The sequence below is a fragment of the Bacteroidota bacterium genome (assembly GCA_016714535.1).
Taxonomy (GTDB): Bacteria; Bacteroidota; Bacteroidia; order AKYH767-A; family OLB10; genus JADKFV01.
On sequence record JADKDR010000014.1, the window covers coordinates 19,725 to 46,125 of the forward strand.

Here is a 26,401-nt window from a genome sequence, read left to right on the forward strand (position 1 = left end):
ACAATTGGTAGCGGTAGGGTACAAAGAGAACAATAAGGAGTATAGAGTAAAGTTGGGGCGAATTATTTTCAAGGCAGAAGACAGGAAACAGTATGTTTTCATTACGAATAACATGAAGCTCAAAGCCACTGAAATAGCGACTATTTACAAATACCGTTGGATGATTGAACTTCTGTTTAGGCAAATCAAACAGAACTTTCCGATCCGATATTTTTGGGGTGAAAGCGAGAACGCTGTGAAGATGCAAGTCTATATGGTACTCATCGCTCAGCTTCTGATGGTGGTGATTAGAAAGAAATCAGAAACAAAAAAATCTTTTGCTAATGTCATCACTCTTATTAGGCTACATCTTATGAGTTATGTAAGTCTGTTTGATTTTATAAAAGACACCTACATGACTTGGCAAAAAGCTAATGCGCCTCCCAATCTCTTTGCCAAATAGGTTTACTACCCCCTATTTTAGAATATCAAATTTTTTAACTCAAACATAGAGCCTGATTAGGCCAGATAGATTTTATTGTCTATTTTAGTCGGACAATAATGACAGTTAATGTATAATTACGAGTGATTTTTTATACACCGCACTCTCTGTAACAACAGTAAGAGTATACATACCAGATGGAATATGTTCGCATTTTATTTTGGTTTGGTATTGCCATTGTTCCACCACCTGCCCTGCTGCTGAGGTAAGTATAGCTGCCAGTACCTTTTCGCTGTTGCTAGTTTTAATTTCAAAATACTGCTGCGCAGGCACAGGAAATACATGCATAGCTTGTTGGCCAATAAAACTTTCTGCCTTACGGCAACTCACAGCATAGATGGTAATTTTATTGCTGGTAAGGCTGCAACCGTTAGTGTCAGTAACTTGAACTTTATAGGTGCCAGTAGTTTTTGCAAAATAAGTTGGCAGTGTAGCATTGGCAATATTATTCAGTCCCTTTATCCACTGATAGATGTAGCTGTTATTTACTAACGCCCTTAGGTCAAGACTATCGCCCATGCAAAAAGAAGTGGAGTCAGCAGTTATTTGCGCAACAGGTTTCCGTATGGTCAGCTTTTTTGAATTGCTGAGCGTGCTGCAGCCGACAGCATTTGTAACTAACACCCTATACGTTCCAGATGTAGTCGGCTTAAACTTAATGTTGGTAGCATTTGAAATCGCAACTGTTCCCTTTCGCCATTGATAGGTATAGCCCACACCGCTTGGTGCTGAGAGTATAACACTATCGGTTGAACAATAGGTGAGCGGCCCCGTAGCAGTTATAACTGCTGATGGATAATTATTAACCGTTATTAATTTATTGGGAGATACCACCGAGCAGCCTCCTGCATTGGTAACTCGTACTTTATAATTTCCAGTTTGCTTGGCATAGAACACATTTGTAACAGCACCATTAATCAGTGCATTGTTAAAATACCATTTATAGGTATTTCCATTGTTGTGCGGTGTAGTAAGTGTTGCACTATCACCGGTGCAAATGGCATTGTCGTTTGCAGTTAATGAAACAACAGGCGCTGTGTTAATGGTAATGTCGGTGCCATTATCATTACCAAACGAAACGGTATCGCTGGCAATAACACGCAGCCGGTACCCTATGCCATACGCCACATTAGTATGTAGTGTGCAATTAATGCTCCCCGAAGTTGTTGAGTTTAATGTTCCAATATTTATTGCGCTGGCAAATCTTCCTGTCGCATCACTAAGCTGTGCTGTAAATACATTGTTTGATTTAAAAGATTGATGTGCAATAAAGGGTAATGAAAAACTTGCACCTGCGCAATAGCTAACTGCATTTGGATTACCTGTTGTAATATCGGTGCGAATCTCAGCATAGTACATATCGGTCCAACCACCAGGTCCGGTAACATTTGGTAAGTAGGTATTGCCAAGGGTAAGGTTATCTGCATAACTTCCTGTAAAATAAACTTTGCCAGAATCGGTTGTTGCCAGCCCCAGTGCATAATCTTGCTGCGGGCTACCACCCCATTGCGCCCATTGAAACTCGCCATGCCTGTTGTACTTGGCAACAAAAGGATCATAAGAGCCCACACCTGCAAATGGGTATGGCGGAAATGGCGCAGTACCAAACGCATAAAAACCTCCGGCTACATACACATTGCCTGCAGCATCGCAACGCACTTGTCTGCCTTCTTCCCACTGACTGCCTGTGTGGTGCGCACCCAACGAACGGTGCCGCTAGTAGTATATTTGGCAACAAACATATCGTAGCTACCATTGTTTGGCACCTGTATGGAGTCAAATGCGGTAGTGCCATCAGCAATACCGGTTATGCAAAAATTTCCTTGTCCATCAAGCGTTATTCCGTAGCAAGCTTCGTAATTGTTACTGGTAATTTTTTTAAGTTGTTCCAGCGTGCCGGTCGTATTATACACGGCAATAAACCCATCGGGTAGTCCGGCTGGTGCCGAAATGGTGACACCACTAAATACAGCATTATTCATGAACAAACCTACCACATAGGCTTTGCCGGCCTTGTCAACTGCTATCCCATTGCCATATTCATCCTGATAACTACCTCCGGTTTTTACCCATTCGCACAAACCAATGCTATTATATTTTGCAGTAAAGGCATCAACACTTGGCGAGCCGAAACCAGGATTTAATACACTAGCTACTGTATTGCCATTGCCAAAATTTGCAGTACCTCTAAAGTTTCCGGTTATAAAAACATTGCCCATTGTATCTACACCAACACTGTTTCCGATATCTTCACTGTAGTTGGTAGCGCCTGCTTGTTTACTCCATATACAATTACCGTTACTATTTAGTTTGGCAACAATTATTTGTCTTGATACGCAGGGTACTTTCACGGTATCAAAATATGCGGTGTCGCTGGATGAAAATCCAGTAATATACAGGTTGCCCGTATGGTCTATAGCCATAGCCTGCGCCTGGTCGGTCTTGTTACCTCCAAATCGCTTAAGCCAAAGGGGGTTTCCTTCGGGATCAAGCTTTACTACAAATATATCTTGTAGCCCGAGGCCCGTAACTTTCATGCTGCCAAAGCGAATGCTGTCAACAAAATAACCTGTTATGTATACGTTGTTATTGCCATCGCTAACCATGGCCGTGCCGGCATCATACCCTGCAGCACCTCCTTTTTTGGCATACAAATAGGTTTGTGCATTTATACTTGAACAAAATATTAAACATAGAGAAACCAGACTTGCTATTTGTTTTTTCATAAATGAAATGTTTATTGGATTAGAAACAGTAAAAATATAAAAGTTCTTAATCAGTAATTTTTTTTCGCCTGTTGTTAGCGAATATTAAAATCAAGGGATAATATTTAGCGATTCATTATGTAATCGTACTCGTAAGGGTTGTTGCTTCTCGCTCAAAAAAAAAGGCCACCACAGGGCGACCTTTTTTTTAAAGCATGAGTTTAAAATAAATATTAAACAGACGCTTAATTATTAATTGATGCGTACAAATTATTCTTTAACAACTTTAATCTTATACGTATCAACCCCATCAGTTACAGTTACAAAATAAATTCCGGTATTAAGATGGCTGATGTTAACGGTAGGGGTATTAGTTCCTTCCTCAATGGTAATATTAGTTGCAAACAGTTGCTTGCCATAAATATCGCTTACAGTGATGGCTCCGCTTGAAGCTATATCGCTATTAAACATCAGGTTAATTTCGTTACGGCTTGGATTAGGATAAGCCGACAAATCATTGTAAGCAGCTTTGCCAGTATGGTCCATGCTGCCCATCACCTTAAAGTTAGTCGAACTTGTGTTAGCACGCAATACATAACATTGCGAAGTGCTGAAAGCTCCGCTATAACCAACCACACGGATTTTATAAGACGTGGCCGTAGTTGCATTATAAATTATTTGCTCATTCGCAGTTCCTCCTAATTCAGAAGAGGCAAGCAGGCTATTGGAGTTATTATATAATCGCAAATCATAATCGAAAGGTAAATTAGTTAGTGTTACCTTTACACGAGTTGCTGGAGAAACGGTAGTAATACGGAACCAGTCCTTATCGGTACTTGAACCTATCAACGCGTAAATATCCGTGTTTACAGCTATCTGCTTAAAGGTAGAACTTGAATTATTAGATTCATAAGGATCGCCATTACAGCCACCCCCGGCACTTTGTGTGGTGAAAGTAGCAGCGCCTGACCACGCGCCTGTGGTGCCAGAGCATACAGCCTGTACCTGGAATTGGTAATTAGTTCCTGCTGATAAACCACTTATAGCTACAGAGGTTGTTGCACTTGTGATGCTTGTCCATGAGGTTGCACCCACCACTCGGTATTGCACATTGTACGAAGTTGCACCGCTTACTGCTCCCCAGCTAAGTGTTGCTCCTGTTTGTGTAACACCGCTTGACGCAAGACCTGCTGCAGTGCCACAACCACCACCATTAGGGGGAGTACATCCAAGCGAAGTTGTCAATGAGGCGCGACTACCGGCAAGTACAGCATCCATGCGTGTGCTTTGTCCGGCTGTAAACATATTCATACATGCATCGTCAGTATAATCCATGTAGTTCATAAACATATCGCCATTAGGGCCATTGCTGCATGTAACTTTAGGAAAAGACGGACATCCAAAATTACTGGTCTGTTGTGTAGGCGTATCGCTTACTAAATCGTTACCGCAGGTTGCATCTCCCCATATATGTCGCAAGTTAAGCCAGTGGCCAACTTCGTGGGTAGCCGTGCGGCCAAGATGATAAGGTGTTGATGTACCCGGAGTGCCAGGACCACCCACACTACCAAATAAAACTACAACGCCATCGGTACTGGCAGAACCTCCTGGAAACTGCGCATAGCCTAATAAGCCACCGCTAAGATTACATACCCAAATATTTAAATAGCTACCGGTAGGCCATGCGTTTACTCCGCCAGACGAAGAAAACTTCATAGGATCTCCTGAAGAGCCAAAACTTGTTTTGGTAGTTGACACACGGTTAATACCGTTAGTCGCATTGCCATTAGGATCGCGTTGAGCAAGGCAAAATTGAATGTTGGTAGGCACAGCCACTCCTTGAAATACCGAGGGTGTGTTGCCTGCATCCGCATTCAAACGGGCAAAATCTTTGTTCAATACATCTAACTGTGCCAGTATACGTGCATCCGAAATATTTTGTGATGAAGTATTATACAAAACATGAAACACAGTAGGAATGGTAATTACTGCACTCGTTTTGTTTTGCGATTGATTGTAATTGGCAATAAATACATTGGTCTCTTCTTCAATAGCATCCATACGCGATTGCAAGTTTGGGTCTGCCATTTTTTGCTCGTCTAACATTTGCATGGTTGCACAATGTTGATAGTTGGTTTGCGCTTGTGCTGCGTAGGTGCTAATTAATAGTACCGCTGCCGCGAAAATTTTTTTAATCATATTTTTTAAATTTAATTGGGATTGGGAGGCTAATGTATTATTAATTTGACAGGTGCAACTTTTATTTGGCAACTTTTTAGGTATAATTAGTTTGCGTTAGAATCCATTTATAATGTTTTTTTAAAAAATTAATCCCTCTGCTAAGAAGAAAAAATAAAATTCATCAAATTGTAGAATGGTAAGCGCAAAACGAATGAAATAGATGAACACTAAATAATCTAGCACCACTGGTAAATGCTCTAGTAATCTTATTGATTAAACTGATTATGCAACCGTATTGCAAATAGTTGTTCGTTGAAATAAAAAAAAGGTTGCCTGGAACAAGGCAACCTTTCTTAAACGAGTATCTTAACTTATGGTTTACTACTGAACAACCAGCGACTTAATAAGTGCCTGACCATTCATACTAGCGCGCACCGTGTACATACCTTTTTGAATTTTAGTTAGATCAAGATTAACTTGATTATTGCCATCATTTAAATCTTGTTGTATGCTCAACACTGTACGTCCCAACATATCCACTATATCGATGGTTGAGGTTTGAGCTTTATTGCAGAACAAATCGACAGTTACTAAATCTTTTGCAGGATTAGGATACAAAGCCATCGTATTAGTGTTCTCGTTTTGAACCATGTCGCCACCTTCGCGCCAGTTTGATGCGCTTGTGCTTACTCTTAAACGATAGCACGATGTTGGAACGAATGCACCGTTGTAACCATAAACCTTAACCTTATATACTGCACCCGCTGTTGCTCCATTATAAATTATTTGCTCAGGAGTAGTGCCTGAAAGTTGCGAGGTTGCAATTAAGGCACCGGTAGATCCAAAGCTCAGCTTCACATCATAGTCAGCTGGAAGTCCATCAAGAATTACTTTAATTTTTGGAGCTGCATTGGTAGCTGTAATCTTATAAAAATCTACATCGGTTGCAGTGCTAATAATTCCATAAGCATCGGTATTAGGACTTATGGTAGCAGCAGTTGAGGACAATTCGTTTGGTTCGTAAGGATCGCTTCCGGTGCATCCACCACCACCACCAGCTTGTGTAGTAAAGGTTTTTACAGTGCTATAGTTGCCAAGCGTTGCCCCGCATACTGCGCGAACACGATATTGATAAGTAGTACTTGGAGTTAATCCAGATAGGTTATAAGGTGAGGTAGTTGCAGTTTTTGTAGTGTAGGTAGAAGTACCTAAAACACGATACTGCACTTTATAACTGGTAGCACCACCTACCAATAGCCAAGTGATTGAAGCAGTTGTAGCTTGAACATTTAATGCAGTTAAGCTACCAGGTAAGCCGCAACCGGCCGTAAGGGTTGTGAAATTTGCAGAAGAAGAATAGGCACCTGTTGAATTGGTACATACAGCTTGTATTTGATACTCATAGTTGCTACCAGAAGTTAATCCCGGTATACCAATGCTAGTAGTAGTTGATGTGGTAGTAGTCCATGTTGTCGTTCCAACTATGCGGTAACGTATATTGTAAGATACAGCGCCCGAAACCAAATTCCAACCAAGGTAAACTGATGATGAACCTACACCAGATGAATTTAGTCCTGTTGGAGTACCACAACCACCTACCGGGCTGCAACCCAGCGAGGTTGTAAGCCCAACACGAGGACCGGCAAGAGCAGCATTCATGCGTGTACTTTGTCCGGTTGTGAACATGTTCATACATCCATCGTCAACATAGTCCATATAGTTCATAAACATATCGCCATTGGGGCCATTGCCACAAGTCACTTTAGGAAAAGTTGGACAACCAAAATTAGAAGTTTGCTGAGTAGGAGTATCCGATACCTGATCGTTGCCACAATTAGCATCTCCCCAAATATGGAAAAGGTTTAGCCAGTGACCAACTTCGTGAGTAGCTGTGCGGCCTAAGTGGTATGGAGTTCCGGTGCCGGGATTAGAAGGACCACCCACCGATGTGTACAAGCATACCACCCCATCGGTATTTGCAGTACCACCCGGAAACTGTGCGTAACCAAGTAAGCCTCCACTAAGATTGCCTACCCAAAAATTAAGATAGCTGGCTGCGGGCCATGCATTGGAGCCTCCTTGAGAAGTAAACTTAATAGGATTGCCTGACGAACTGAAAGAAGTCTTAGTAGTCTGGATACGCAAGATACCTGTAGATGCTGCGCCATTTGGGTCGCGCTGTGCAAGGCAAAATTGTATTTGTGTATTTGCTGCTACACCTTGAAAAACTGAAGGGGTATTGCCAGCATCTGCATTTAACCGTGCAAAGTCTTTGTTTAATACATCAAGTTGCGCCAATATGCGCGAATCCGAAATGTTCTCTGCAGGTACATTCCACAAAATGTGAAACACAACCGGAATAGTAATAACTGAACTTTGCTTTTGATTACCATGATTTTTTATGTACTCATTGGTAGCTTGTTCAATGGCATCCATGCGTGCCTGTAAGCCAGGATCAGATTTTTTTTGTTCTTCGAGCATCTCCATAGTGGAGCAATGCTGATGATTGTGTACTTGTGCTTGTGCCGCACCGATGCCTATAGCAAGCACCGCGATGGCGAGAAATTTTTTCATCATAAAATTGTTTTTATTAAGGATTAAGGTTCAAAGCAAGATATAAATACTTACATATCAAAATCATTTAATGTCTTTCACTATAATTAGTGACAACTATATATATGATCTGATTTTTCGCAAAGTTGAGCGCACCTTATTTTGATTAAGATGTTACTTGTGTTTTACTTTGAATTATACATTTGCAAGAAAAAATAAAAATGGGAATGTTTGATATGCTCGGTAAGCTGGGCGAAATGAAAACCAAAATGGAAGAGATGAAAAAACGTCTCGATACCGTTTATGTAAATGGCGAAGCAGGTAATGGAAAAATCATGATAGAATTATCAGCCAATCGTACGGTTAAAAAAATAAGTATTGCTGATGAATTAGTACATCCTGATCGCAAAGAAGAATTGATAGACTTACTCGAAATAGCCCTTGGCAAAGCCCTTGAAAATGCCAATGCCGTGTCAGAAGCAGAAATGAAAGCAGCAGGCAAAGACTTGTTACCTAATATTCCGGGGTTGTTTTAACATTTTGTATTGATGCTAATGCGCAATCACAAATTTTTTCTGATATCGTTGTTTTGAAGTTTCAACGGTGCAATAATAAATTCCATTGTTGTAATTTGATACATCCACTTTAATAGTTCCATGAAGGGTCTTTTTTTCAATAAGTTGTCCTTTAATGCTATAAATAATTACTTCTGCTTCTTCATTGATGTTGCTATAAATTGTAACCTCTGTATTTGCCGGATTCGGATAAATTGAAATTTGATTTTGAATAGAATTATCTATTTCATTATAACCGGTAATATTACCAAGCGAATCAAATTTCATGACAATAACATCGCGGTTTGGGGAGGGAAAAACATTTAAATAATCGTACCTAAAACCAATAGCCAATACCCCACCATCCATAGTAGGCATAATGCGTGTTAAGACATGATAGGCATCATCACCCACTTTTTTATCCCAAATAATGTTGAGGCTATCATCAAGCATGGCAATATGAAATTGCGATTGCTTAGGTACATAAAATGTACCGCCATAAGAAAAGCCAAGTGTGCTCCCTACGATAATGCGATTGGATGAGATGGTATCAAGTCCATGAAAATACGCTACTCGTTCATCAATATTAAAAGTGCCTAGTTTTATATTCTTTATCGATTGGCAGTTGCTATCTATAATAGCGGCACCCATTGCAGTATAATTATTTCCTTGAAATATTGGTTCATCAAACACAACATAGGTGCTCTTGTTTATTGAAACAGCTTCCATTTCAATGGCATTGAAGTTGGTACTACAAGAATCAACAAAGTTTAATGTTGAACTAAAATCTAATAAAGAGCCTTGACCAGTATTTTGCCAAAGAAGAACTGAATATTGAATTGCTCCCTTTTTATTTATATTAATTGAGTAACCGTACCCGGCAGAATCTATTTTATATGTATTTAATAAATTGCCAGCAGTACTAAAGCTGACAATAGTACGATAGTTGAAAGAGGGTCCAGAATCATAACGAGTATCACATGCTAAATAAAAATTCGTCCCATCGTAATAATGATTGACGCAAAAGTGGCTTGTATCAGGATGAAAAAAAAGTTTCGTCCACAAGGTATCGAAGTTGGAATCGTATTTTGATAAATAAATATAATTGCGATATATTGAGGTATCATAGCTGCCATTCCCCGTAATATAAAAATCACCTGCATTATCCTTTGCAATTTTAGTTAAAAAAAGAGAACCAGATACCGAATGTTCTAATTGTTTTGTATTGACAAAATTTCCAAATTTATCAAGGTAAATTACGAATGGCTTAAATTTATAAATTGTTGTATCGAGAGTTGCACATAGTATTATGTACGAACTGTCAGCAAGTTGAATAGCATCAGTGGCAAAATCATCTTCTTTGGAAAATTGATTGTAAATAAAAGATGATTGGGCCTTTAGTTGCCCAATCATCAGCAATATAATTATTAAGAGTTTAATTCGCAATGTATTTATTGAATTTACCATACTCTATATAAGCATGAGAGTTATATGTACCATTTAATGGATTTACAATTTTGTAGTCATAGCTAAATGGGGCTTTGCCAGCAGGTTTTCCGGAATAATTATTTGCAACCCACTTTAGATTTGAATGATACATGTCCATTTCTATTGGGGCATAGCATGTATATAAATTGGTTAGTCCTGCAAACATCATCCAATCGTTAATGTTATCTCCAGGCACTGGATCATTTGGATTTAAGAATGTGTTTGGAACATAAACAGACTGTATATTAAAATAGTACCCATTAACATTTTGAACATTGCATATTTTATTGTGCGCATTAAGTCTTGCTCCAACGACACGAGCACATTCCCAATACGAAGTTTGAGGACAGGAATTAGTGCCACATGAAATGAAGAAATTAAAGCAACTCCACCAATCATTAACTCCATATCCACAATGCACATAACAATCGGGAATAAATGATACATTAGTTACTTTAGAAACAACTCGAATTTCTATTTCCCCTTCATCTTCATTAGTACCTAGATTTAATTCAGCTCGAATAATTTCTATATCGCACCATTCGCGCCATTTGGCATCATTTGCAGGAAACCCTACACGATTAACTGCACTTGCAACAGACACATGAACTTCGCTATAAAGCGTATTCATATCATCTGCCGATATCATATACTCTCCATTTTGCATAGCAACATCAAATAGAAAGTACGTTGTATCCATTGCTGTCTCCTTACCTATTGTATCTGGCTTGCATAATAAGTAGTTTAAGCACCCTTCCATTATTATCGTGGCATCTTGATATTCGAAATCCTCTGTATTGTCCTCCTGCTCTATGACTTGTGTAATAAATGTATTTATTACATTCCCCATTTCGCTTTCATTAATACGAGCTCCATTTGTATTAACACCCATTTGATCATTTTCCATTTTATCTTTTTTACAAGATAAAATTAAGGCAAAACTGCATAACAACAGTATTGCAAGATACTTACATTTTGTATTATATTAAAAATTAAATTACTTATCACATATACCCCGGTGATAATTCAGGTTGTGTAGATATAATAATTAATTTCATATTATAGCATGTATGCTATAATATTTTTTATCCACAATGGCAATCATTGCCTTGTGATAAATGTGGTCGATAAAAAGTTTTTGGTAGCCTTTGGAAAAAATTTAAAATCCATTCGCAAGAATCACATACTTAGTCAAGCAGAATTAGCAGCAGATGCCGACTTAACCTTATCACAAATTGCAAGAATTGAAACCGGCAGAATTAATACAACCATTTGTACAGTTAAACGAATTGCAAAAACTTTGAAGGTTGATATTTCTGATCTATTTAAATTTTAAACCTCAACTCGCTTTAGTTTATTGAATCTTTCTGACCGTATGGATTAAGGCATGCCTTTCTTTTTTTCCAAATAATCCTCCCATCAACGAACCAAATCTGTATTTCAGATGACAAAAAACCTCATTCAGATTGTTGTTGCTGTTTTCTGCATGTAGTTTGCATAATTATTTGCAACTTGCATACGTTTTAATCAAGTTCATTATGTTAAAGAAGAATCGAGTAGCAATTATTATTGCAATGATCAACGCAGTTTGGTTGATAAGCGCATGTACAAACGATAAAGCGGAAGTTCCCGTTATTACAGTAAATTGCGATACAACTTATTATAAGACCAAGGTAAAGCCGGTTTTCATTAATAACTGTGCAGTATGCCATGGGCCAGGTGGAACCTCGCCACAGCTCGATAGTTATGCAAGCATTGTGGCTAATAAGGACGAAATAAAAAGGCGCATCGCTTTGCCACTAACTGATAGTGATGTTATGCCGCCCGATACCGGAATGGCACAAGCCAATGTTGATCTTATTAAAAATTGGATTAACGATGGTGCTATAGGTTGCGAATAATATAAATTGTTGTAAAAATTATTATAAAATGAAAAAAATAGCAGTAGTAGTTGGACTAATTTTAAGTTCAGTTATTTCAAAAAGCATTCAGGCGCAAATGTATATGACACAGGCAGGGCAGCTATCATTCTTTAGCGAAACTCCTGTAGAAAATATTGATGCCATCAGCAAATCAGGCAATTGTATTTTAAATACCGAAAGCAATAAGCTGGTGTATTCTGTAACCATGACTTCGTTTAAATTTGAAAAGCCATTGATGCAGGAACATTTTAATGAGAAATATGTAGAGAGCGATAAATATCCCAAAGCAACGTTTAATGGCAAGATAAATGAAACCATAGATTATACAAAGGATGGTGAGTATCCGGTAACTGCCACAGGCGCGCTCATTATACATGGGGTCGAAAAACAGTATACCGAAAAGGGCGCGTTAATTATTAAGAATGGAGAAATTACCATTAACGGAACATTCAATGTAAAACTTACCGACCACAAAATAGAAGTACCTAAGTTGGTTGCATCTAACATTGGAGAGATGGTTAAGGTAACACACAATTTTGTGTTGAAGAAATTCGAGAAAAAGCAATAACCTGTTTTAAAAATAAAGAACGTTCCCCGTATTTTTGAATACGGGATTTTTTTTAAACTACTAATAATTAATACCTATGAATAAATTATTTCTTACTTTATTAATGCTGCTTGGCTTTACATTTTCGCTAAGCGCACAAGATGATATGATGAAACTGCTCGATCAAAACGAGAAGAAAGAACGCGAAAAAGTGATAGCAACGTTTAAAACAACCAAGGTAATTAATGCCCAATCGAACGAAACTGTGCATAAGCGTGTTCTTGATTTTCGTGTTGCTCACCGTTTTGGCAATATGGGAACAGCGAGCAACGGAGGCATACATACCTTATATGGCTTGGATAACAGTTCAGATATCCGTATAGCTTTTGAATATGGAATTACCGAGCGCCTTACGGCAGGAGTATCGCGCAGCAAGTATCGCGAGAATCTCGAAGGCCTGGTGAAATATAAAATACTGGAGCAAACCAATGATAATCATTTTCCGGTAGCATTAACGGTTTTTAGTAATATGGTTGTTACACCTGAAAAAGATAATGCTGGAATATTTTCGGTAACCGAAAATGGCCAAACCAAAAAGCGTGATATACGCAGGCTTTCATATAATACACAATTGATTGTTGCACGTAAATTTTCTCCTTCGATAAGCGCGCAACTTATGGGTTCGGTTACACATCGTAATTATGCTCCTGATTATCGTGACGATAATCAGTTGTATGCTGTGGGTGCTGCTTTTCGCGTTAAGGTTACACGTAGCATGACCATCATTGCCGATTATTATTATACTATCAATAAATTTCATCGCACAGTGAAAAATGCAAATGGCGATTTGCAGTTTTTTGATCCACTAGGTGCCGGCATCGAATTTGAAACCGGAGGCCATGTGTTTTCACTCATGTTTACCAACGCCTCTTCTATCAACGAGCCTGATATGTTTGCTAGCACTACCGATTCGTGGGGTCAAGGCGGCTATAAATTCAGCTTCAACATAAGCCGAAATTTTAGATTGTAATTAATACGGTATACTGAAGAATTTGTTTTGAATATAAAATATTGCGGGCGCGGGGCTTTAGCCCCGCGCCCGCGTTTTATTATCGTGCAATGCAAAACCTGCCGGTGGTGGTGCTTGGTCCATCAACCAATTGGTACACGTACATTCCGTTGTTGTAACTTTTCAAGTCAAAGGGCTCGGTTACATTTATGGTTCCTGTAAAAATAAATTTACCAAACACATCATATATAGTAATCGTTACAACTTCGCTTTCACCGGTGCTTTCAAAATTTATGAAATCCGCAGCGGGGTTTGGATATACGGTTATGGTTGATTGATTTAATTCATCTTCTTCGCTAAGGCGGCAAGGCATAGCTACAGCAAGCGAGTTTGCACCGCTTGTGCCGCAAGTGTTATTGGCTACTACCGAAATATTTCCACCCACCGTACCAAAACGAACTTTCATAGTTTTTGTGCCTTGCCCGTTTTTAATAACGGCACCCGGTGGCACCGACCAGGTATAGGTACTTGCTCCTGCCACATTCGAAATAGAATAAATTGCCAATTGTTTTTTACACACCGAATTAGGTCCCGAAATAGCTCCCGGTGTTGCCGGTGCACCTGATATTGTTTTGTTGCGTAGTGTGCTTGGTCCGCAGCCGTTATGGGCACCAACCTGCAGTTGCTTGGTTGCATAATTATTATTAAACAAAACACTAACAGATGTTGTTCCTTGACCGCTCATTATAGAAGCTCCAGTTGGAGGAATCCAGGTATACGATGTTGCTGTTGGCACTACTGCAATGCTGTATGTTTTTGTTGAATTACAAACCCCGTTTACCGAACCGGCAATTGTTCCGGGTTGAGGAGGCACATCGTTTACTGTTACCGTTATCGTATTACTTGGCATGGAGCCACAACTATTGATGGCTATACAAAGATAATCTCCCGGCAATGTTGCTAAATGAGAGTTGAGGTTGCTTACCGGCAAGCCATTATGCAACCATTGATACGTAGTGGTGTTAATAGCAGAAGATTGTAATAGCACCGAACCGGGATTACAAAAGGATGTGGGGCCTGCCGCAAAAATGTTAATGGATGGTAAAAGACTTTGCGTAAGTACTACAGGTGATGCAGTAGATGTGCATGGCCCATTTGTTACAATAACATCATAAGAACCGGCTATAGTAGCTGTATAAGATGGAGCGTTGGCAGCACCTATTGCATTGCCGTTTCTTCGCCATTGATATGTGTATCCATTTCCCGTAGGAGAGGCCATGAGTGTAGCCGAGGTGCCAGGACAGAGCGTGTTGCTGCCACTGTTTACAATTGAGGCATTGAACGGTGTTACCGAAGGCACGGTAAACATTCCCAAAAACATACAAGCACCATTAGCATCATTTGCAACAAATTGGTAATTGCCGGCACATGCTGTAGTCCATGCAAAGGAAGTGTTGAATGCAAATGACGGCCCACCGCTGATATTTACAAAATATGGCGGGGTACCACCAAATGCACTAAAAGTAACAATCCCATTGCAAGTGCTGCCACATGCAGGTGAATTGGGGATAGCAACGTACGTACATTGGCTATTGGCATAAAAGGTTAATGCAAGCAATAGCGCAGTAATTAAATTTTTCATGACTTTAATTTTTTAAGAAGTTTTATTTAAGAAGACATTATTAATTACAAAGCTAATAAGAATTTTGCTTCAATTTATATCCTGTTTTATGCGTAATAATTTTTTGCAGTTGGTGCAAAAGTCTTTTTCATCGTCCAATGGATTGCCGCCCTCGGCATCGCGCATTAAGCATGAAGTTTCAGGACAATGTGGCAAGCCTCTGGTGTGGCCATACTCGTGTAAGGCTACTTTAACCAACTGCTCTGTACGGTTTTTTTTGGTTAGTCTGAAAGTAGAAACAACGCAAGCATTGCCCGGCCTAAATCCTAAGCCCATCACACCCCAATCAGTCACATCGCCCTTCGTAGTGCTTATGTCGTAATTGGTAAAGCCAATTACAACCGTATCTCTAAAATATTTCTTAGCTAACAAGCTTATTAAACTATCGGCACGATATCGGTTGCGGGCCGCCAGGTAAGCTTGTGTTGGTAAGGGGATTGATTCGCCAATAGTAACACATGGAAAAAACTGCTGAAATTGTTTTTGTACATATTTTAATTCTGCCTTACTAAATTGATCATAAGGTTGCAGTATGATACATGTCGAAGTGTTTTTAGTTACATCACAACTGAAGCAACAAAAACAAACGCAAAGTGTTGCAAATAGAATTTTCATCAGCAATGAATTGAATTCAAAGATAAGGCACTTTTAAATTTAAATGTGATAGCTGTTGATTTTTCCTATCTTTACAATTACAATAAATCATCAACCATGCTAAGAATTACCTCTTTCATTTTAATCTTGTTTCTGATTTCTAATAATGGAAATGCGCAAGGCCAACAAAATTTCCACAGCTTTAGCGGGGTTACAATTTTGGGTGATACCATTTCTTTTTCGCAGTGGTATGGCAAAAAACTATTAGTAGTAAACACCGCCTCTTTTTGTGGGTTTACTCCGCAGTTTGCAGCCCTTCAGGCATTAGATTCAACGTATGATGCCAACAATTTTGAGGTAATCGGTTTTCCTTGTAACGATTTTGGCGCACAAGACCCGGGTGAGGATAGCACTATTTTAAATTTTTGCACCGGGGTATTTGGTGTAAAATTTCAGATGATGAGTAAGGCAGGAATTGCCTTACCGGATACTGCTCCTTGGTATAAATGGTTGCAATGGCAGTACCTTAATGGCGTAGCTGATGCTCAGGTATCGTGGAATTTTCATAAGTTTTGCATTGATGAGGTTGGTAATTGGGTGGCTCATCATCCTTCAACTACTTTACCTTTTGACACCGCTATTGTAAATTGGATTTTGACCCCACCTGTAAACCTCAGTTTACAAGAGTTAAATCCTTTTTTTGATGTGAAAATTAATTCGATTGATAATGCAGGCCAAATAATACTTGATATAAATTCTGCAAATAACCATGAAGCAAAAATTTCTTTGATAGATATGTCGGGAAGGGTTTTGAATACAGATGATTATTTTATTAGCCGGGGCGTATCTACCATTAAAATAAATGCGAGCATTAAGAGCAGGTTGTTTCTTATTATGGTAACTACCAATCAAAATGCAAAGGTGCTTAAGGCAGTAAGGTTCTAGTAGTAGCTGATTTTTTTTACTACGAATGAACTAATTTCCAGGATTAAGCAAACAAATTCCACATTCGAATAATTCAATTACTTTTTCTTGCAAAAAATTCGTACCCATACCTGTATTAGTGGCAATTGTATTTCAAGCGGTTACTTGCTTAAAATAGATTTCTCACTTTTATCGTATTGCTAACAGTTTTTAACTCACTAATAAGTTTAGGCGATGTTTTCTTGTCCACATCAAGTACCACATAGCCCACGTTATTATTTGTTTTGAGATATTGACCAAGTATATTAACCTTTAACGATGACAGTATACCATTTATATCTCTTAACACACCTGGCACATTGCGATGTATATGCAACAAGCGGTGTGTCCCCTGCATTAATGGTAAACTTAATTCGGGTATAGTCAGCGACCCCATACTACTGCCACTGTCCATAAAATCTACCAGTTTCATAGCCACATCTTCGCCTATATTAAATTGCGCTTCTTCGGTGCTCCCTCCTATATGAGGGGTTAATATAACATTGGGCAATTGTTGCAAGGGACTGCTAAATTTTTCATTGTTACTTTCGGGTTCATAAGGGAACACATCAGTAGCATATCCTCCCAACCTGCCCGATTGCAAAGCCTTTGCTACCGCTTCTAAATCGGCAACATCGCCCCGTGCATTATTAATTAATTTAGCACCTTGTTTCATTTGTTTAATGGATGATGCATCAATTAGATTTTTGGTTGATGGTAACGAGGGCACATGCAGCGTTACTACATCGCTGGCAGCAAGCAACTCGCTAAGCGATTTGCATGCATGCGCGTTGCCCAATACCATACGTGGTACCACATCATAAAACAATACACGCATGCCAACCGCTTCGGCCAATATGGATACTTGCGAACCGATATGTCCATAACCGATTATCCCCAGCGTTTTTCCGCGTATTTCAAAACTGTTTTTACTTTCTTTATTCCATACACCCTGATGTAGTTGTGCATTTTTTTCAATAGCCCTGCGCATCAGCATAATTGCTTCTGCTATGGTAAGTTCTGCTACCGAACGGGTGTTGCTGTATGGCGAATTGAATAAGGATACGCCCTTGTTGGTGGCAGCATTCATGTCAACCTGATTTGTGCCTATGCAAAAGGCTCCAACCGCAATTAGTGAGTTTGCTTTTTCGAAAAACGCTTTACTCAATTTTGTTTTTGAGCGAATTCCGACAATATGAAAATGCACCGCTGCTTGTAATAACTCAGCTTCGTTCATGGCTCCTTTATGCGACTCGATGTTGGTATAACCGTTTCGCTTAAATACTTCTATGGCCGATTGATGTACATTTTCGGCAAGCAGAATTTTAATTTTTTCTTTTGGAAAGGAGGTAGCGGATTTGATTTTTTTAACCATAAAAATTTTGGTTGCCTCTTTAAGGCTTTTATTTCATTCGACCGGCAACCATGTTCCAGTTCATCGTATTCCACCATGCTGTAATATAGTCGGCCCTTTTGTTTTGATACTTAAGATAATAGGCATGTTCCCATACATCAAGACACATAAGTGGTTTGCCTTTTACTTCGGCAATGTCCATCAACGGATTGTCCTGATTTGGGGTTGAACATATTAACAGGCTATTGCCAGCGTCTACCAACCATGCCCAACCACTGCCAAACCGCTTCAATGCGGCTTCAGTAAATTGCTTTTTCATTTCGTCTACATTTCCAAAAGAGGCATTTATGGCATCGGAAAGTTTAGAGGGAATGTTTTTTTCGGTTGTTGGTGTCATTAATTCCCAAAACATGGTATGATTGTAATGACCACCGCCATTGTTACGTACTGCTGGTTTATACTTCGACACATGGGCCAATAACTCTTCGATACTTGCCGAATTTATATTTTCGTCTTTAATGGCTGCATTCAATTTGTCAACATATGCCTGATGATGTTTGCCGTGATGGATTTGCATGGTGAGTGCATCTATGTATGGCTCAAGGGCATCATATTTATAAGGAAGCGGAGCAAGTGAAAAAGTTAGCGGTTCGGAATTCGCAGCAAATACACCTGAATTTATCAGTGGCAATGCGGTAGCAGCAAATGCAGTTTGCTTTATAAAGGTTCTTCGGGATTGCTTTTTCATAACAAATTATTTTCTGTAAAAGTAGATGATTTTCTTTCACACAAGGTGGTAGTTGTGCAGAGAATATTTTTTGTTCATGCATAATTCAAGCATAAAGCGCTTATGCGCAGTCTTGTGTAACAAACATTCTTCTACCTTTGTATGATATTGATGATGCGGTGGCAAAAATAATTTTCATATTAATTATTCTATACGGACTGGTATTGCTTGCGGCATATATCTTTCAGGAGCGGTTGTTGTTTTACCCTTCGAAGCTTCCTTCCGATTATGAATTTAATGCAGGCCCCAATGCTGAAGAGTTATTTCTTGAAACGAGCGATAACGAGCGTATTAATGCTTTGCATATCAATAAGGGTTCAAAAAAAATTATTTTATATTTTCATGGCAATGCCGGTGTTATGGATAGTTGGCAATTAACCTATGATAATTTTAAAAATACAGGATACGGGTTGCTTATTATAGACTATCGCGGTTATGGCAAAAGTACAGGCACTCCATCCGAAAAGGGCCTCTATGCTGATGCGCAGGCAGCTTACAATTACTTGTTGCAACAAGGTTTTGATAGTGATTCTATCATTATTTATGGACGCTCACTTGGCAGTGGTGTGGCCTGTCATCTAATGGCAATGCATAACAAAGGCCGCTTAATTCTCGAAACTCCGTATACCTCTATCATGGATATTGCCAAGAAAAACTATCCATACTTTATTCCTCAATTTACCTTGCGCAATCGATTTTCATGCATCCGGTATATGAAACATATAAGGGTACCGTTACTTTTAGTTCATGGCACTCAGGATGAGGTTGTTCCTTATCATCACGTCACCACCCTGCATGGGCTTTACTTAGGTCCCAAGACCCTCATAACTATATCCAACGGGGCTCATAATAACCTTCGCGAATTTGATGCTTATACCAATGCATTGATTGCGTTTTTAAGATAATAGGTGTCTTGTGGTATCAACTGGACAGAAATTTTTAGGAAAATTACCTATGTTTGTACGCTCATATTTGGTCTCATAGTTCAACGGATAGAATAGGAGTTTCCTAAACTCTAGATCTGGGTTCGATTCCCGGTGAGACTACAAAATTTTTTCTCCTGCTTTTACTTTTCCTATTGGCAATTGCCTGTATTTTCTATTTGCCCATTGTTGTGCTATGTATTCCTGCTCCGGTTGATTTGGGGTAGGTATAAAAAGGCATTCACAATCAAACTGCAAGGCATCCATCACCGTACTATAGCCACTGCGGCTTATCAATGTTTTGGTGTGAGCCAGCCAATGTTGTAATTGCTCAGTTGTAGCAAAGTCTACCACGGTAACTCGATGGTTGGTTAGGTTTTTTATCATGCTTTTGTTACTGCTCCGTATTAAAATTCCATTGCAATCGCTTTCATTTAATTGCTCAATCATTTCGTTTTCAAACTCGGTGCGGTAATTCTCAGGGCCCGTTATCAGGACTAATACATCAATGGTTTTTTCTGCACCTGATGTATACCTAAACCGGCTTAAGTAGCCCACTGGCACGATGTCAATATTAATAAACTCGTTCTTCACCAGTTCTGGGATCAGGTTATTATTGATATCGGGCACAGGAACCCGGCATTCATCAAATTTATTGATTAAGCCGGCAAGGATTTTCCTTGCCGGAGTAGTAAATATTTTTTTCCATCCTTTAAAAACAAAGGACAATTGATGTGTGATTAATAAACTTTTACTATGTGGATGGTAAACTCCATAACGATTGTCGGAAATGATTATATCGGGTTTTAGTGTATTCACAATTTCGCAGGTAGCCTTATGTTCGGACTTTATTGCTTTTTTTAGATACAGCAAATGGTATAAAAAGCGAACCCAAAACCAATTGAGATGATAGATTACACGATAAGAAGGTAGTTGAAAACAGCGCAATTGCGGAAATTCTTTTTTAAGAAAATCTAATGCATCACCATCACTGGCAATTATCACTTCGTTTCCTGCCTCTATATGTTGCTTAATAATAGGCACACAGCGGGCTGCATGGCCAAGGCCCCAGTTTAATGGTGCAATCAATACTTTCTGTGTCGCTATGGAATTTTCAACATTCAAATTCTAATTGAGTTGATAAAAAACAAAGATACTCGATTTTAACAAGAAACAGTCTTTAAATGCTGCAACCCATATGCAATCATCATTTCTAAGACAGAGGCGCCACTATTCAAGCAAAATTATGCGTACGATATAATCTATGTGAGTATGTAAACTAAAACCCTATATTTGCCCATGTAAAAAATTCCTCAATGCAATTGACAGAAGTGGAGACAGTGCCTGTTGCGGCTATGCCGCAGCAACTAAAATCAAACATGCAAACTACAATACAAACGGCCGTTTCGGTAGAAGGAGTGGGATTGCATACCGGTCAAAAATCGACCATTACCATATTACCGGGAGCTGAAAATTCAGGATTTCGTTTTCGAAGAATTGACCTCCAAGGTAACCCAGAAGTTATTGCTGACTGCGATCTTGTTAGCGATACAGCCCGTGGTACAACCATCACGCAAAACGGAGTAAGTGTAAATACAACTGAACACCTGCTTGCTGCGCTAGCCGGAATGGAAATTGATAATGCCCTGATAGAAATATCTGGCCCCGAAATTCCAATTATGGATGGCAGTTCGCGTGCATTTGTAGAAGCAATAAAACGTGCCGGTGTGCAGCAGCAAAAAGCTGAACGTAAGTATTATGTGCTTGACGAAAACATCACCTACGAAGACCCATCGCGCAAAGTAGAAATGCTTGCAGTACCAAGCGAAGAGTTTCGTGTTACCGTTATGGTTGACTATAACAGCGATGTATTGGGAACACAGCACGCTCAGATACACTCAATGAATCAGTTTGAAAGCGAAATATCAGCTTGCCGCACATTTGTTTTTTTACACGAGATTATGCCCCTCTTAAAAAAGAATTTGATTAAAGGGGGAGATATAAGTAATGCAATTGTATTGGTTGACCAGCCTATTCCGGATAGTGAAATTGCTGAACTTCAAAAAATATTTAATAAACCCGATATCAAAGTTGAAGGCAAAGGAGTGCTCAATCACATTCAGTTGCATTTTAGCAACGAGCCTGCACGTCATAAGTTGTTAGATATTGTTGGAGATTTTGCAACCATAGGCGTACCGCTCAAAGCGCACATACTTGCCGCCCGCCCAGGGCACAAAGCGAATATAGAGTTTGCGCAAAAAATTAAATCAATGATTAAGAGCAAGCGTCTTAAGTCAGTAGTTCCTAAATTTGATTTAAATAAGCCACCTGTTTTCGACATCAATCGCATTGCCTCTTACCTTCCACATCGTTTTCCATTTTTATTAATTGATAAAATAATTGAGCTAAGCGAAACCAAAGTGGTTGGAGTAAAAAATGTAACCATGAACGAATGGTTTTTCGAAGGCCATTTTCCTAATAACCCTGTAATGCCAGGAGTGATACAAATAGAAGCGATGGCACAAACTGGAGGTATACTTGCTCTGAATTCAGTACCCGATCCCAGTAATTATTGGACTTATTTTATGAAAATAGAATATGCCAAGTTTAAGAATAAAGTATTACCAGGCGACACCCTTGTGTTTGACCTTGAATTGGTACAGCCCATACGCAGAGGCATCGTGCTTATGCGTGGTGTGGCTTATGCTGGCGACAAAGTAGCTCTTGAAGCGGAGATGATGGCCCAAATAATTAAAAAGAGCTAAGCATATTTTTTTATGGCTAACTCCATTTCTAACCTTGCAGTAATAAACCCAAATGCACGCATTGGCAATGATGTTACCATAGGCCCTTTTTGCGTGATACACGGTGATGTAGAAATTGGAGATGGATGCGAATTGCACAATAACGTTACCATTTATGATGGTGCCCGTATTGGTAAGCATTGCAAATTGTTTCCGGGTTCTGTAATTTCTGCTGTGCCTCAGGATTTAAAATTTGAAAATGAAGTTACCATTGCTCAAATTGGAGACCATACAACCATACGCGAGTGTGTAACTATAAACCGTGGCACCAAGGCGTTGGGCAAAACCGTTGTAGGCAGCAATAATTTACTTATGGCTTATGTACATGTTGCTCACGATTGTATAGTAGGTAATCATTGCATACTTGCCAACCTGGTTACCCTTGCCGGACACATAACCATTGATGATTATGCAATCATTGGTGGCATTAGTGCTGTACATCAGTTTGTTCATATTGGTTCGCATGTAATGATTAGTGGAGGATCTTTAGTGCGCAAAGATGTACCACCTTATACCATGAGCGCCCATGAGCCACTTTCTTACATTGGAATAAACGCTGTTGGATTGCGCAGACGCGGATATACCAACGATGACATTACCTCTATTCACAACATCTATCGCATTGTGTTTGAAGAAAAGCATACATCAAAAAAAGCGATTGAACTTATCAATACGAATTTGCCTGAAAGCAAGTTTCGCTCCGAAATCGTAAAATTTATTTCCGATTCGCAACGTGGCATTATGAAAGGTTATGCAGGCGAGGATAACGACTAATAATATTTTGCCGTGAACAGCATTGCCCTGCAAGGAGTGGCCAAAAAATACGGAAGCCTTTTTTTATTTAAGAATGTTACCACCACCATATACCATGGCGAGCGTTGGGCTATTACCGGCATTAATGGCTGTGGAAAAAGTACCTTACTCAAGATAATTGCCGGCCATGTGATGCCGAATAAAGGAAGTGTAACGGTTACTATAAACGATAGTACTGTGGATGCCATGCTGCAATACAATTACATGGCTTATGCTGCACCCTACCTCGAAGTGCCTGAGGATATGACTATGAAGCAACTAATAAAATTTTATTTTAAGTTTAAGAGGCTACAACCAAAGGTTGCAGACCAGGAAGCTTTTGTTGCCATTACCAACCTTGCCCAGTCACTTGATAAGCCAATTAAAAACTTCAGCTCAGGGATGAAACAGCGATTGAAGCTTGCTCTGGCATTTTTGTCTGATACGCCTTTTTTACTGCTTGATGAGCCCCTTACCAACCTCGATGCGCAGGGTTATGAATGGTATAAGATGCTGATGCAAAATTATTCTGATAACCGCACGGTAATTATTAGCTCGAACAGTGTAGCCGAAGAGATTTTTGTTTGCAATAAAACTATAAGGATTAGCGATTATCAATAAGCTACGTTTTTATATAAACGCTAGCAGGTCTTTCCCAATATCTTTACGATAATAAATGCCATCCCAACAAAGCTGGTTGATGGTGTTGTAAGATTTTTGTAGCGCCAGCTGCAAATCTGCATCCTTAGAAGTTATTGCCAATACGCGCCCGCCATTCGTTACCAAAGTATTATCTTTTATCATTGTGCCTGCATGCATGATAACGCTTTCGCAAGACTGGTAAACTCCCGAAATAATTTTGCCTTTTTCATAATGGCCGGGGTAGCCGCCTGCTACACACATTACGGTTACTGTATACGATGGATTGCTTTCTATTTTATAATCTTTCAAACTACTTGATGCAAATAACGCCAGCAAGTCTGATTGAATGCGCGGTACCACTACTTCGGTTTCGGGATCACCCATGCGGCAATTGTATTCTATCACATAGGGTTTCTGGTTGCAAATCATTAATCCAAAAAATACAAAGCCGGTATAAATTATTTTTTCTTGTTTAAGTCCATTAATGGTTGGAGCAATAATTTGCGTTTCAATTTTATTTCGCAAGCTATCAGTAATAAAAGTTACCGGAGATACTGCACCCATGCCGCCTGTGTTTAGGCCGGTATCGCTTTCGCCAATACGTTTGTAATCTTTAGCTTCGGGAAGCAGTACATAATCGCTGCCATTGGTATAGGCAAAAAATGAAACTTCAATGCCTTCTAAAAACTCTTCAATTACAACGGTTGCACTTGCTTGTCCAAACTTTTTTTGATTAATCATCTGATCAAGCTCTTGCAGTGCCTCCTCCATCGAATCAATTATTAGTACCCCTTTTCCTGCCGCAAGGCCATCGGCCTTGAGCACAAAAGGCGCAGTAAGCGATTGCAAGAATGGTAATGCCTCATCGAAGTTTTCATTCGTAAAACTCTTGTAACGTGCAGTAGGTATATGATGACGCTGCATAAATTGTTTGGCAAATTCTTTACTGCCTTCGAGTTGTGCGCCATATTTGGAAGGGCCAATAATTTTTATGTGGGATAAATGTGCTGCCTGGAAGTAATCGAATATGCCGTTCACCAAAGGGTCTTCGGGGCCAACAACGATCATGTTAATATTATTTTCAAGGCAAAATGTTTCGATGGCACCAAAATCATTTACTCCGATAGGTACGTTACTTCCACATTGCAAAGTGCCTGCATTGCCGGGGGCAATGTATAGTTGGGTAAGTAATTTGCTTTGTGTAATTTTTAAAGCCAACGCATGCTCGCGGCCACCACTGCCAAGAAGAAGAACGTTCATGTAGAAATTGAGAGTTTTAAAAAAAATTAGGAATAGTGGGATTAGTAATACCTGTTACAATCCAACCGGATGCCAGGTAGTTTTAATTTCTTGCAATTCCATAATGCGATATGGACTTTGCTCGTTGCGTTTGGCAAGATTTACCACACGCTTTAGGTTGCTGCATGCATTGGTTTCGATGGCTTTATACTCCTCAGCCGTTACATCACTAAACACGATTGCATTAATGTCCTTGTGTGTGGCAAAGTGCTGCATTAGTTCTTTGCGCTGACCATTTAAGATGTTGATGACTCCGCCAGGCACATCCGATGAATGAAATATTTCGGCCATAATACAGGCTGTAACGGAGTGTGTATATGATGATAGCACGATTATCGTATTGCCGCCAACTATGGCAGGTGCAATACTTTGTGCCAGACCCAATGCGCCACCCGCCTCAGGCGCAATACATGCTGTTATACCTTGTGGTTCAGGATACGAGAAATTAAAGTGTGAACTCTCAACCGGATTAACCGTGCTGAATAGTTGTATGTACTTATCGCTCCAGCCCGCATAATGTATGAAGGTGTCAATGGCAGCATGTACTTCGCTCTCGGCAGCTTGTGGTTTAATACCTTCAGCTATGAGCGAAGAAATTATTTGTGCCTTACGTGCTTCCAACATTTCGGCAATGCGGTAAAGAATCTGACCTTTGTTGTAAGCCGAACGCTTGCCCCATTCAGGTTGCGCTTTACGAGCAACTACTACCGCATCGCGTATGTCTTTGCGCGAGGCGCGGCAAATATTTATGGAGGCATCGGCAGGCAAGGTGAAATATCGTCCCGATTCGCTACGAATAAATTTGCCATCAACATACATCTTGTATGTTTTGTTTACGGCCAATCTGCTTGTTGTTTGCCCATTGCCATTTAGCGAAATGGCATTCTTGGAAACTCTATTTTCTTTTGTGGCAGTCTTGGTATTTTCCATATTTTTACTTTACTAAATTCAGAATGACGACTATACTTTTTTATTTATATGAAAAAAGGAAAAGTATTTGTTGCCGGCATTTGTGATAGGCAAATTTAGCAAAATTTGTTTTACGAAGAGATTTATTGAAAAGCATAAAATTTTAGGCAGCTATAAAACGGCACCATAACTAATGGCACTATTTGTCAAAAA

24 protein-coding genes and 1 tRNA gene are annotated in these 26,401 nt (G+C 39.5%); 12 read left to right on the plus strand and 13 right to left on the minus strand.

The genetic code is table 11. The features are described 5' to 3' along the window. Positions 1–4: 4 nt before the first annotated feature. Positions 5–442 (plus strand): transposase, encoded by a 438-nt coding sequence (locus IPO27_16410; protein MBK8848022.1) that lies wholly within the window; start codon positions 5–7, stop codon positions 440–442. Between the two features lie 105 nt (positions 443–547). On the opposite strand, the gene IPO27_16415 is transcribed toward IPO27_16410, so the two are convergent. The 4 genes from IPO27_16415 to IPO27_16430 form a co-directional block, all read right to left on the minus strand. Beyond that, positions 548–2,185, minus strand: coding sequence for a T9SS type A sorting domain-containing protein (locus tag IPO27_16415; GenBank protein MBK8848023.1), 1,638 nt, complete (start codon positions 2,183–2,185; stop codon positions 548–550). Continuing rightward, positions 2,107–3,207, minus strand: a complete 1,101-nt coding sequence (locus tag IPO27_16420) for an SBBP repeat-containing protein (GenBank protein MBK8848024.1) — start codon at positions 3,205–3,207, stop codon at positions 2,107–2,109. Before IPO27_16420 ends, IPO27_16415 begins: the two co-directional genes overlap by 79 nt. 249 nt (positions 3,208–3,456) lie before the next feature. Continuing rightward, entirely contained in the window at positions 3,457–5,385 is a 1,929-nt protein-coding gene (locus tag IPO27_16425; protein MBK8848025.1) for a fibronectin type III domain-containing protein, read from the minus strand. A 363-nt stretch (positions 5,386–5,748) separates the two neighbouring features. Then, positions 5,749–7,944 (minus strand): fibronectin type III domain-containing protein, encoded by a 2,196-nt coding sequence (locus tag IPO27_16430; protein ID MBK8848026.1) that lies wholly within the window; start codon positions 7,942–7,944, stop codon positions 5,749–5,751. A 197-nt stretch (positions 7,945–8,141) separates the two neighbouring features. Here IPO27_16430 and IPO27_16435 point away from each other — a divergent pair, with 197 nt between their 5' ends. Continuing rightward, positions 8,142–8,456 carry a YbaB/EbfC family nucleoid-associated protein gene (locus IPO27_16435; protein ID MBK8848027.1) on the plus strand — a complete coding sequence of 105 codons (315 nt, stop codon included), beginning with the start codon at positions 8,142–8,144 and terminating at the stop codon, positions 8,454–8,456. 15 nt (positions 8,457–8,471) lie between these two features. On the opposite strand, the gene IPO27_16440 is transcribed toward IPO27_16435, so the two are convergent. Then, a complete protein-coding gene (locus IPO27_16440) occupies positions 8,472–9,887 on the minus strand; it encodes a T9SS type A sorting domain-containing protein (protein ID MBK8848028.1) in 1,416 nt (471 codons plus the stop codon). 22 nt (positions 9,888–9,909) lie between these two features. Then, positions 9,910–10,869 (minus strand): hypothetical protein, encoded by a 960-nt coding sequence (locus IPO27_16445; GenBank protein MBK8848029.1) that lies wholly within the window; start codon positions 10,867–10,869, stop codon positions 9,910–9,912. Between the two features lie 159 nt (positions 10,870–11,028). Here IPO27_16445 and IPO27_16450 point away from each other — a divergent pair, with 159 nt between their 5' ends. The 4 genes from IPO27_16450 to IPO27_16465 all read left to right on the plus strand — a co-directional run bounded on the left by IPO27_16450 (position 11,029) and on the right by IPO27_16465 (position 13,461). Beyond that, positions 11,029–11,298, plus strand: coding sequence for a helix-turn-helix transcriptional regulator (locus tag IPO27_16450; protein ID MBK8848030.1), 270 nt, complete (start codon positions 11,029–11,031; stop codon positions 11,296–11,298). A gap of 202 nt (positions 11,299–11,500) precedes the next feature. Then, a complete protein-coding gene (locus tag IPO27_16455; GenBank protein ID MBK8848031.1) occupies positions 11,501–11,863 on the plus strand; it encodes a cytochrome c in 363 nt (120 codons plus the stop codon). Positions 11,864–11,891: 28 nt separating this feature from the next. Beyond that, on the plus strand, positions 11,892–12,452 hold the full coding sequence (locus tag IPO27_16460) for a YceI family protein (protein ID MBK8848032.1): 561 nt from the start codon (positions 11,892–11,894) through the stop codon (positions 12,450–12,452). Between the two features lie 76 nt (positions 12,453–12,528). Continuing rightward, positions 12,529–13,461, plus strand: coding sequence for a hypothetical protein (locus IPO27_16465; protein ID MBK8848033.1), 933 nt, complete (start codon positions 12,529–12,531; stop codon positions 13,459–13,461). A 79-nt stretch (positions 13,462–13,540) separates the two neighbouring features. Here IPO27_16465 and IPO27_16470 read toward each other — a convergent pair whose 3' ends face one another. After that, the gene (locus IPO27_16470; GenBank protein MBK8848034.1) at positions 13,541–15,082 is read right to left on the minus strand and encodes a T9SS type A sorting domain-containing protein; all 1,542 of its coding nucleotides are present in this window, start codon (positions 15,080–15,082) and stop codon (positions 13,541–13,543) included. A 69-nt stretch (positions 15,083–15,151) separates the two neighbouring features. Next, positions 15,152–15,736, minus strand: a complete 585-nt coding sequence (locus IPO27_16475) for a Zn-dependent protease (GenBank protein ID MBK8848035.1) — start codon at positions 15,734–15,736, stop codon at positions 15,152–15,154. 96 nt (positions 15,737–15,832) lie between these two features. On the opposite strand from IPO27_16475, the gene IPO27_16480 reads away from it, so the two are divergent. Further along, entirely contained in the window at positions 15,833–16,660 is an 828-nt protein-coding gene (locus IPO27_16480) for a glutathione peroxidase (GenBank protein ID MBK8848036.1), read from the plus strand. Between the two features lie 148 nt (positions 16,661–16,808). Here the strand turns inward: IPO27_16480 and serA are convergent, their stop codons facing one another. Together serA and IPO27_16490 are read right to left on the minus strand one after the other, a co-directional pair. Continuing rightward, positions 16,809–18,053 (minus strand): phosphoglycerate dehydrogenase, encoded by a 1,245-nt coding sequence (gene serA, locus IPO27_16485; GenBank protein ID MBK8848037.1) that lies wholly within the window; start codon positions 18,051–18,053, stop codon positions 16,809–16,811. 28 nt (positions 18,054–18,081) lie between these two features. After that, positions 18,082–18,780, minus strand: a complete 699-nt coding sequence (locus tag IPO27_16490) for a superoxide dismutase (protein MBK8848038.1) — start codon at positions 18,778–18,780, stop codon at positions 18,082–18,084. 137 nt (positions 18,781–18,917) lie between these two features. Here IPO27_16490 and IPO27_16495 point away from each other — a divergent pair, with 137 nt between their 5' ends. Further along, positions 18,918–19,724: an alpha/beta hydrolase gene (locus IPO27_16495; GenBank protein ID MBK8848039.1), complete on the plus strand. Its 807-nt coding sequence runs from the start codon at positions 18,918–18,920 to the stop codon at positions 19,722–19,724. 69 nt (positions 19,725–19,793) lie between these two features. Then, a tRNA-Arg gene (locus tag IPO27_16500) sits at positions 19,794–19,865 on the plus strand. Here the strand turns inward: IPO27_16500 and IPO27_16505 are convergent. Beyond that, entirely contained in the window at positions 19,863–20,867 is a 1,005-nt protein-coding gene (locus tag IPO27_16505) for a hypothetical protein (protein MBK8848040.1), read from the minus strand. The genes IPO27_16500 and IPO27_16505 overlap by 3 nt on opposite strands. 254 nt (positions 20,868–21,121) lie before the next feature. Between IPO27_16505 and IPO27_16510 the strand changes: the two genes are divergently transcribed. Genes IPO27_16510 through IPO27_16520 form a run of 3 tightly spaced genes read left to right on the plus strand, consistent with a single transcriptional unit; the run spans position 21,122 to position 23,959 of the window. After that, positions 21,122–22,507 carry a bifunctional UDP-3-O-[3-hydroxymyristoyl] N-acetylglucosamine deacetylase/3-hydroxyacyl-ACP dehydratase gene (locus IPO27_16510; protein ID MBK8848041.1) on the plus strand — a complete coding sequence of 462 codons (1,386 nt, stop codon included), beginning with the start codon at positions 21,122–21,124 and terminating at the stop codon, positions 22,505–22,507. Between the two features lie 12 nt (positions 22,508–22,519). Continuing rightward, positions 22,520–23,320 (plus strand): acyl-ACP--UDP-N-acetylglucosamine O-acyltransferase, encoded by an 801-nt coding sequence (gene lpxA, locus IPO27_16515; protein MBK8848042.1) that lies wholly within the window; start codon positions 22,520–22,522, stop codon positions 23,318–23,320. Between the two features lie 12 nt (positions 23,321–23,332). Next, positions 23,333–23,959, plus strand: coding sequence for an ABC transporter ATP-binding protein (locus IPO27_16520; protein MBK8848043.1), 627 nt, complete (start codon positions 23,333–23,335; stop codon positions 23,957–23,959). A 9-nt stretch (positions 23,960–23,968) separates the two neighbouring features. On the opposite strand, the gene purD is transcribed toward IPO27_16520, so the two are convergent. Both purD and IPO27_16530 read right to left on the minus strand, forming a co-directional pair. Beyond that, on the minus strand, positions 23,969–25,240 hold the full coding sequence (gene purD, locus IPO27_16525) for a phosphoribosylamine--glycine ligase (GenBank protein ID MBK8848044.1): 1,272 nt from the start codon (positions 25,238–25,240) through the stop codon (positions 23,969–23,971). Positions 25,241–25,294: 54 nt separating this feature from the next. Beyond that, positions 25,295–26,209 (minus strand): aldehyde dehydrogenase family protein, encoded by a 915-nt coding sequence (locus IPO27_16530; protein MBK8848045.1) that lies wholly within the window; start codon positions 26,207–26,209, stop codon positions 25,295–25,297. Between the last annotated feature and the right edge of the window lie 192 nt (positions 26,210–26,401).

Excerpts from the sequence above, each read along its gene's own strand:
- purD (MBK8848044.1), bottom strand. The coding sequence starts at position 25,240 with ATGAACGTTCTTCTTCTTGGCAGTGGTGGCCGCGAGCATGCGTTGGCT.
- IPO27_16510 (MBK8848041.1), top strand. The coding sequence starts at position 21,122 with ATGCAAACTACAATACAAACGGCCGTTTCGGTAGAAGGAGTGGGATTG.
- IPO27_16470 (MBK8848034.1), bottom strand. The coding sequence starts at position 15,082 with ATGAAAAATTTAATTACTGCGCTATTGCTTGCATTAACCTTTTATGCC.
- IPO27_16490 (MBK8848038.1), bottom strand. The coding sequence starts at position 18,780 with ATGAAAAAGCAATCCCGAAGAACCTTTATAAAGCAAACTGCATTTGCT.
- IPO27_16460 (MBK8848032.1), top strand. The coding sequence starts at position 11,892 with ATGAAAAAAATAGCAGTAGTAGTTGGACTAATTTTAAGTTCAGTTATT.
- IPO27_16530 (MBK8848045.1), bottom strand. The coding sequence starts at position 26,209 with ATGGAAAATACCAAGACTGCCACAAAAGAAAATAGAGTTTCCAAGAAT.
- IPO27_16465 (MBK8848033.1), top strand. The coding sequence starts at position 12,529 with ATGAATAAATTATTTCTTACTTTATTAATGCTGCTTGGCTTTACATTT.
- IPO27_16455 (MBK8848031.1), top strand. The coding sequence starts at position 11,501 with ATGTTAAAGAAGAATCGAGTAGCAATTATTATTGCAATGATCAACGCA.
- IPO27_16425 (MBK8848025.1), bottom strand. The coding sequence starts at position 5,385 with ATGATTAAAAAAATTTTCGCGGCAGCGGTACTATTAATTAGCACCTAC.
- IPO27_16480 (MBK8848036.1), top strand. The coding sequence starts at position 15,833 with ATGCTAAGAATTACCTCTTTCATTTTAATCTTGTTTCTGATTTCTAAT.
- lpxA (MBK8848042.1), top strand. The coding sequence starts at position 22,520 with ATGGCTAACTCCATTTCTAACCTTGCAGTAATAAACCCAAATGCACGC.
- IPO27_16475 (MBK8848035.1), bottom strand. The coding sequence starts at position 15,736 with ATGAAAATTCTATTTGCAACACTTTGCGTTTGTTTTTGTTGCTTCAGT.
- IPO27_16440 (MBK8848028.1), bottom strand. The coding sequence starts at position 9,887 with ATGATTGGGCAACTAAAGGCCCAATCATCTTTTATTTACAATCAATTT.
- IPO27_16445 (MBK8848029.1), bottom strand. The coding sequence starts at position 10,869 with ATGGAAAATGATCAAATGGGTGTTAATACAAATGGAGCTCGTATTAAT.
- serA (MBK8848037.1), bottom strand. The coding sequence starts at position 18,053 with ATGGTTAAAAAAATCAAATCCGCTACCTCCTTTCCAAAAGAAAAAATT.
- IPO27_16435 (MBK8848027.1), top strand. The coding sequence starts at position 8,142 with ATGGGAATGTTTGATATGCTCGGTAAGCTGGGCGAAATGAAAACCAAA.
- IPO27_16430 (MBK8848026.1), bottom strand. The coding sequence starts at position 7,944 with ATGATGAAAAAATTTCTCGCCATCGCGGTGCTTGCTATAGGCATCGGT.
- IPO27_16450 (MBK8848030.1), top strand. The coding sequence starts at position 11,029 with ATGTATGCTATAATATTTTTTATCCACAATGGCAATCATTGCCTTGTG.
- IPO27_16420 (MBK8848024.1), bottom strand. The coding sequence starts at position 3,207 with ATGAAAAAACAAATAGCAAGTCTGGTTTCTCTATGTTTAATATTTTGT.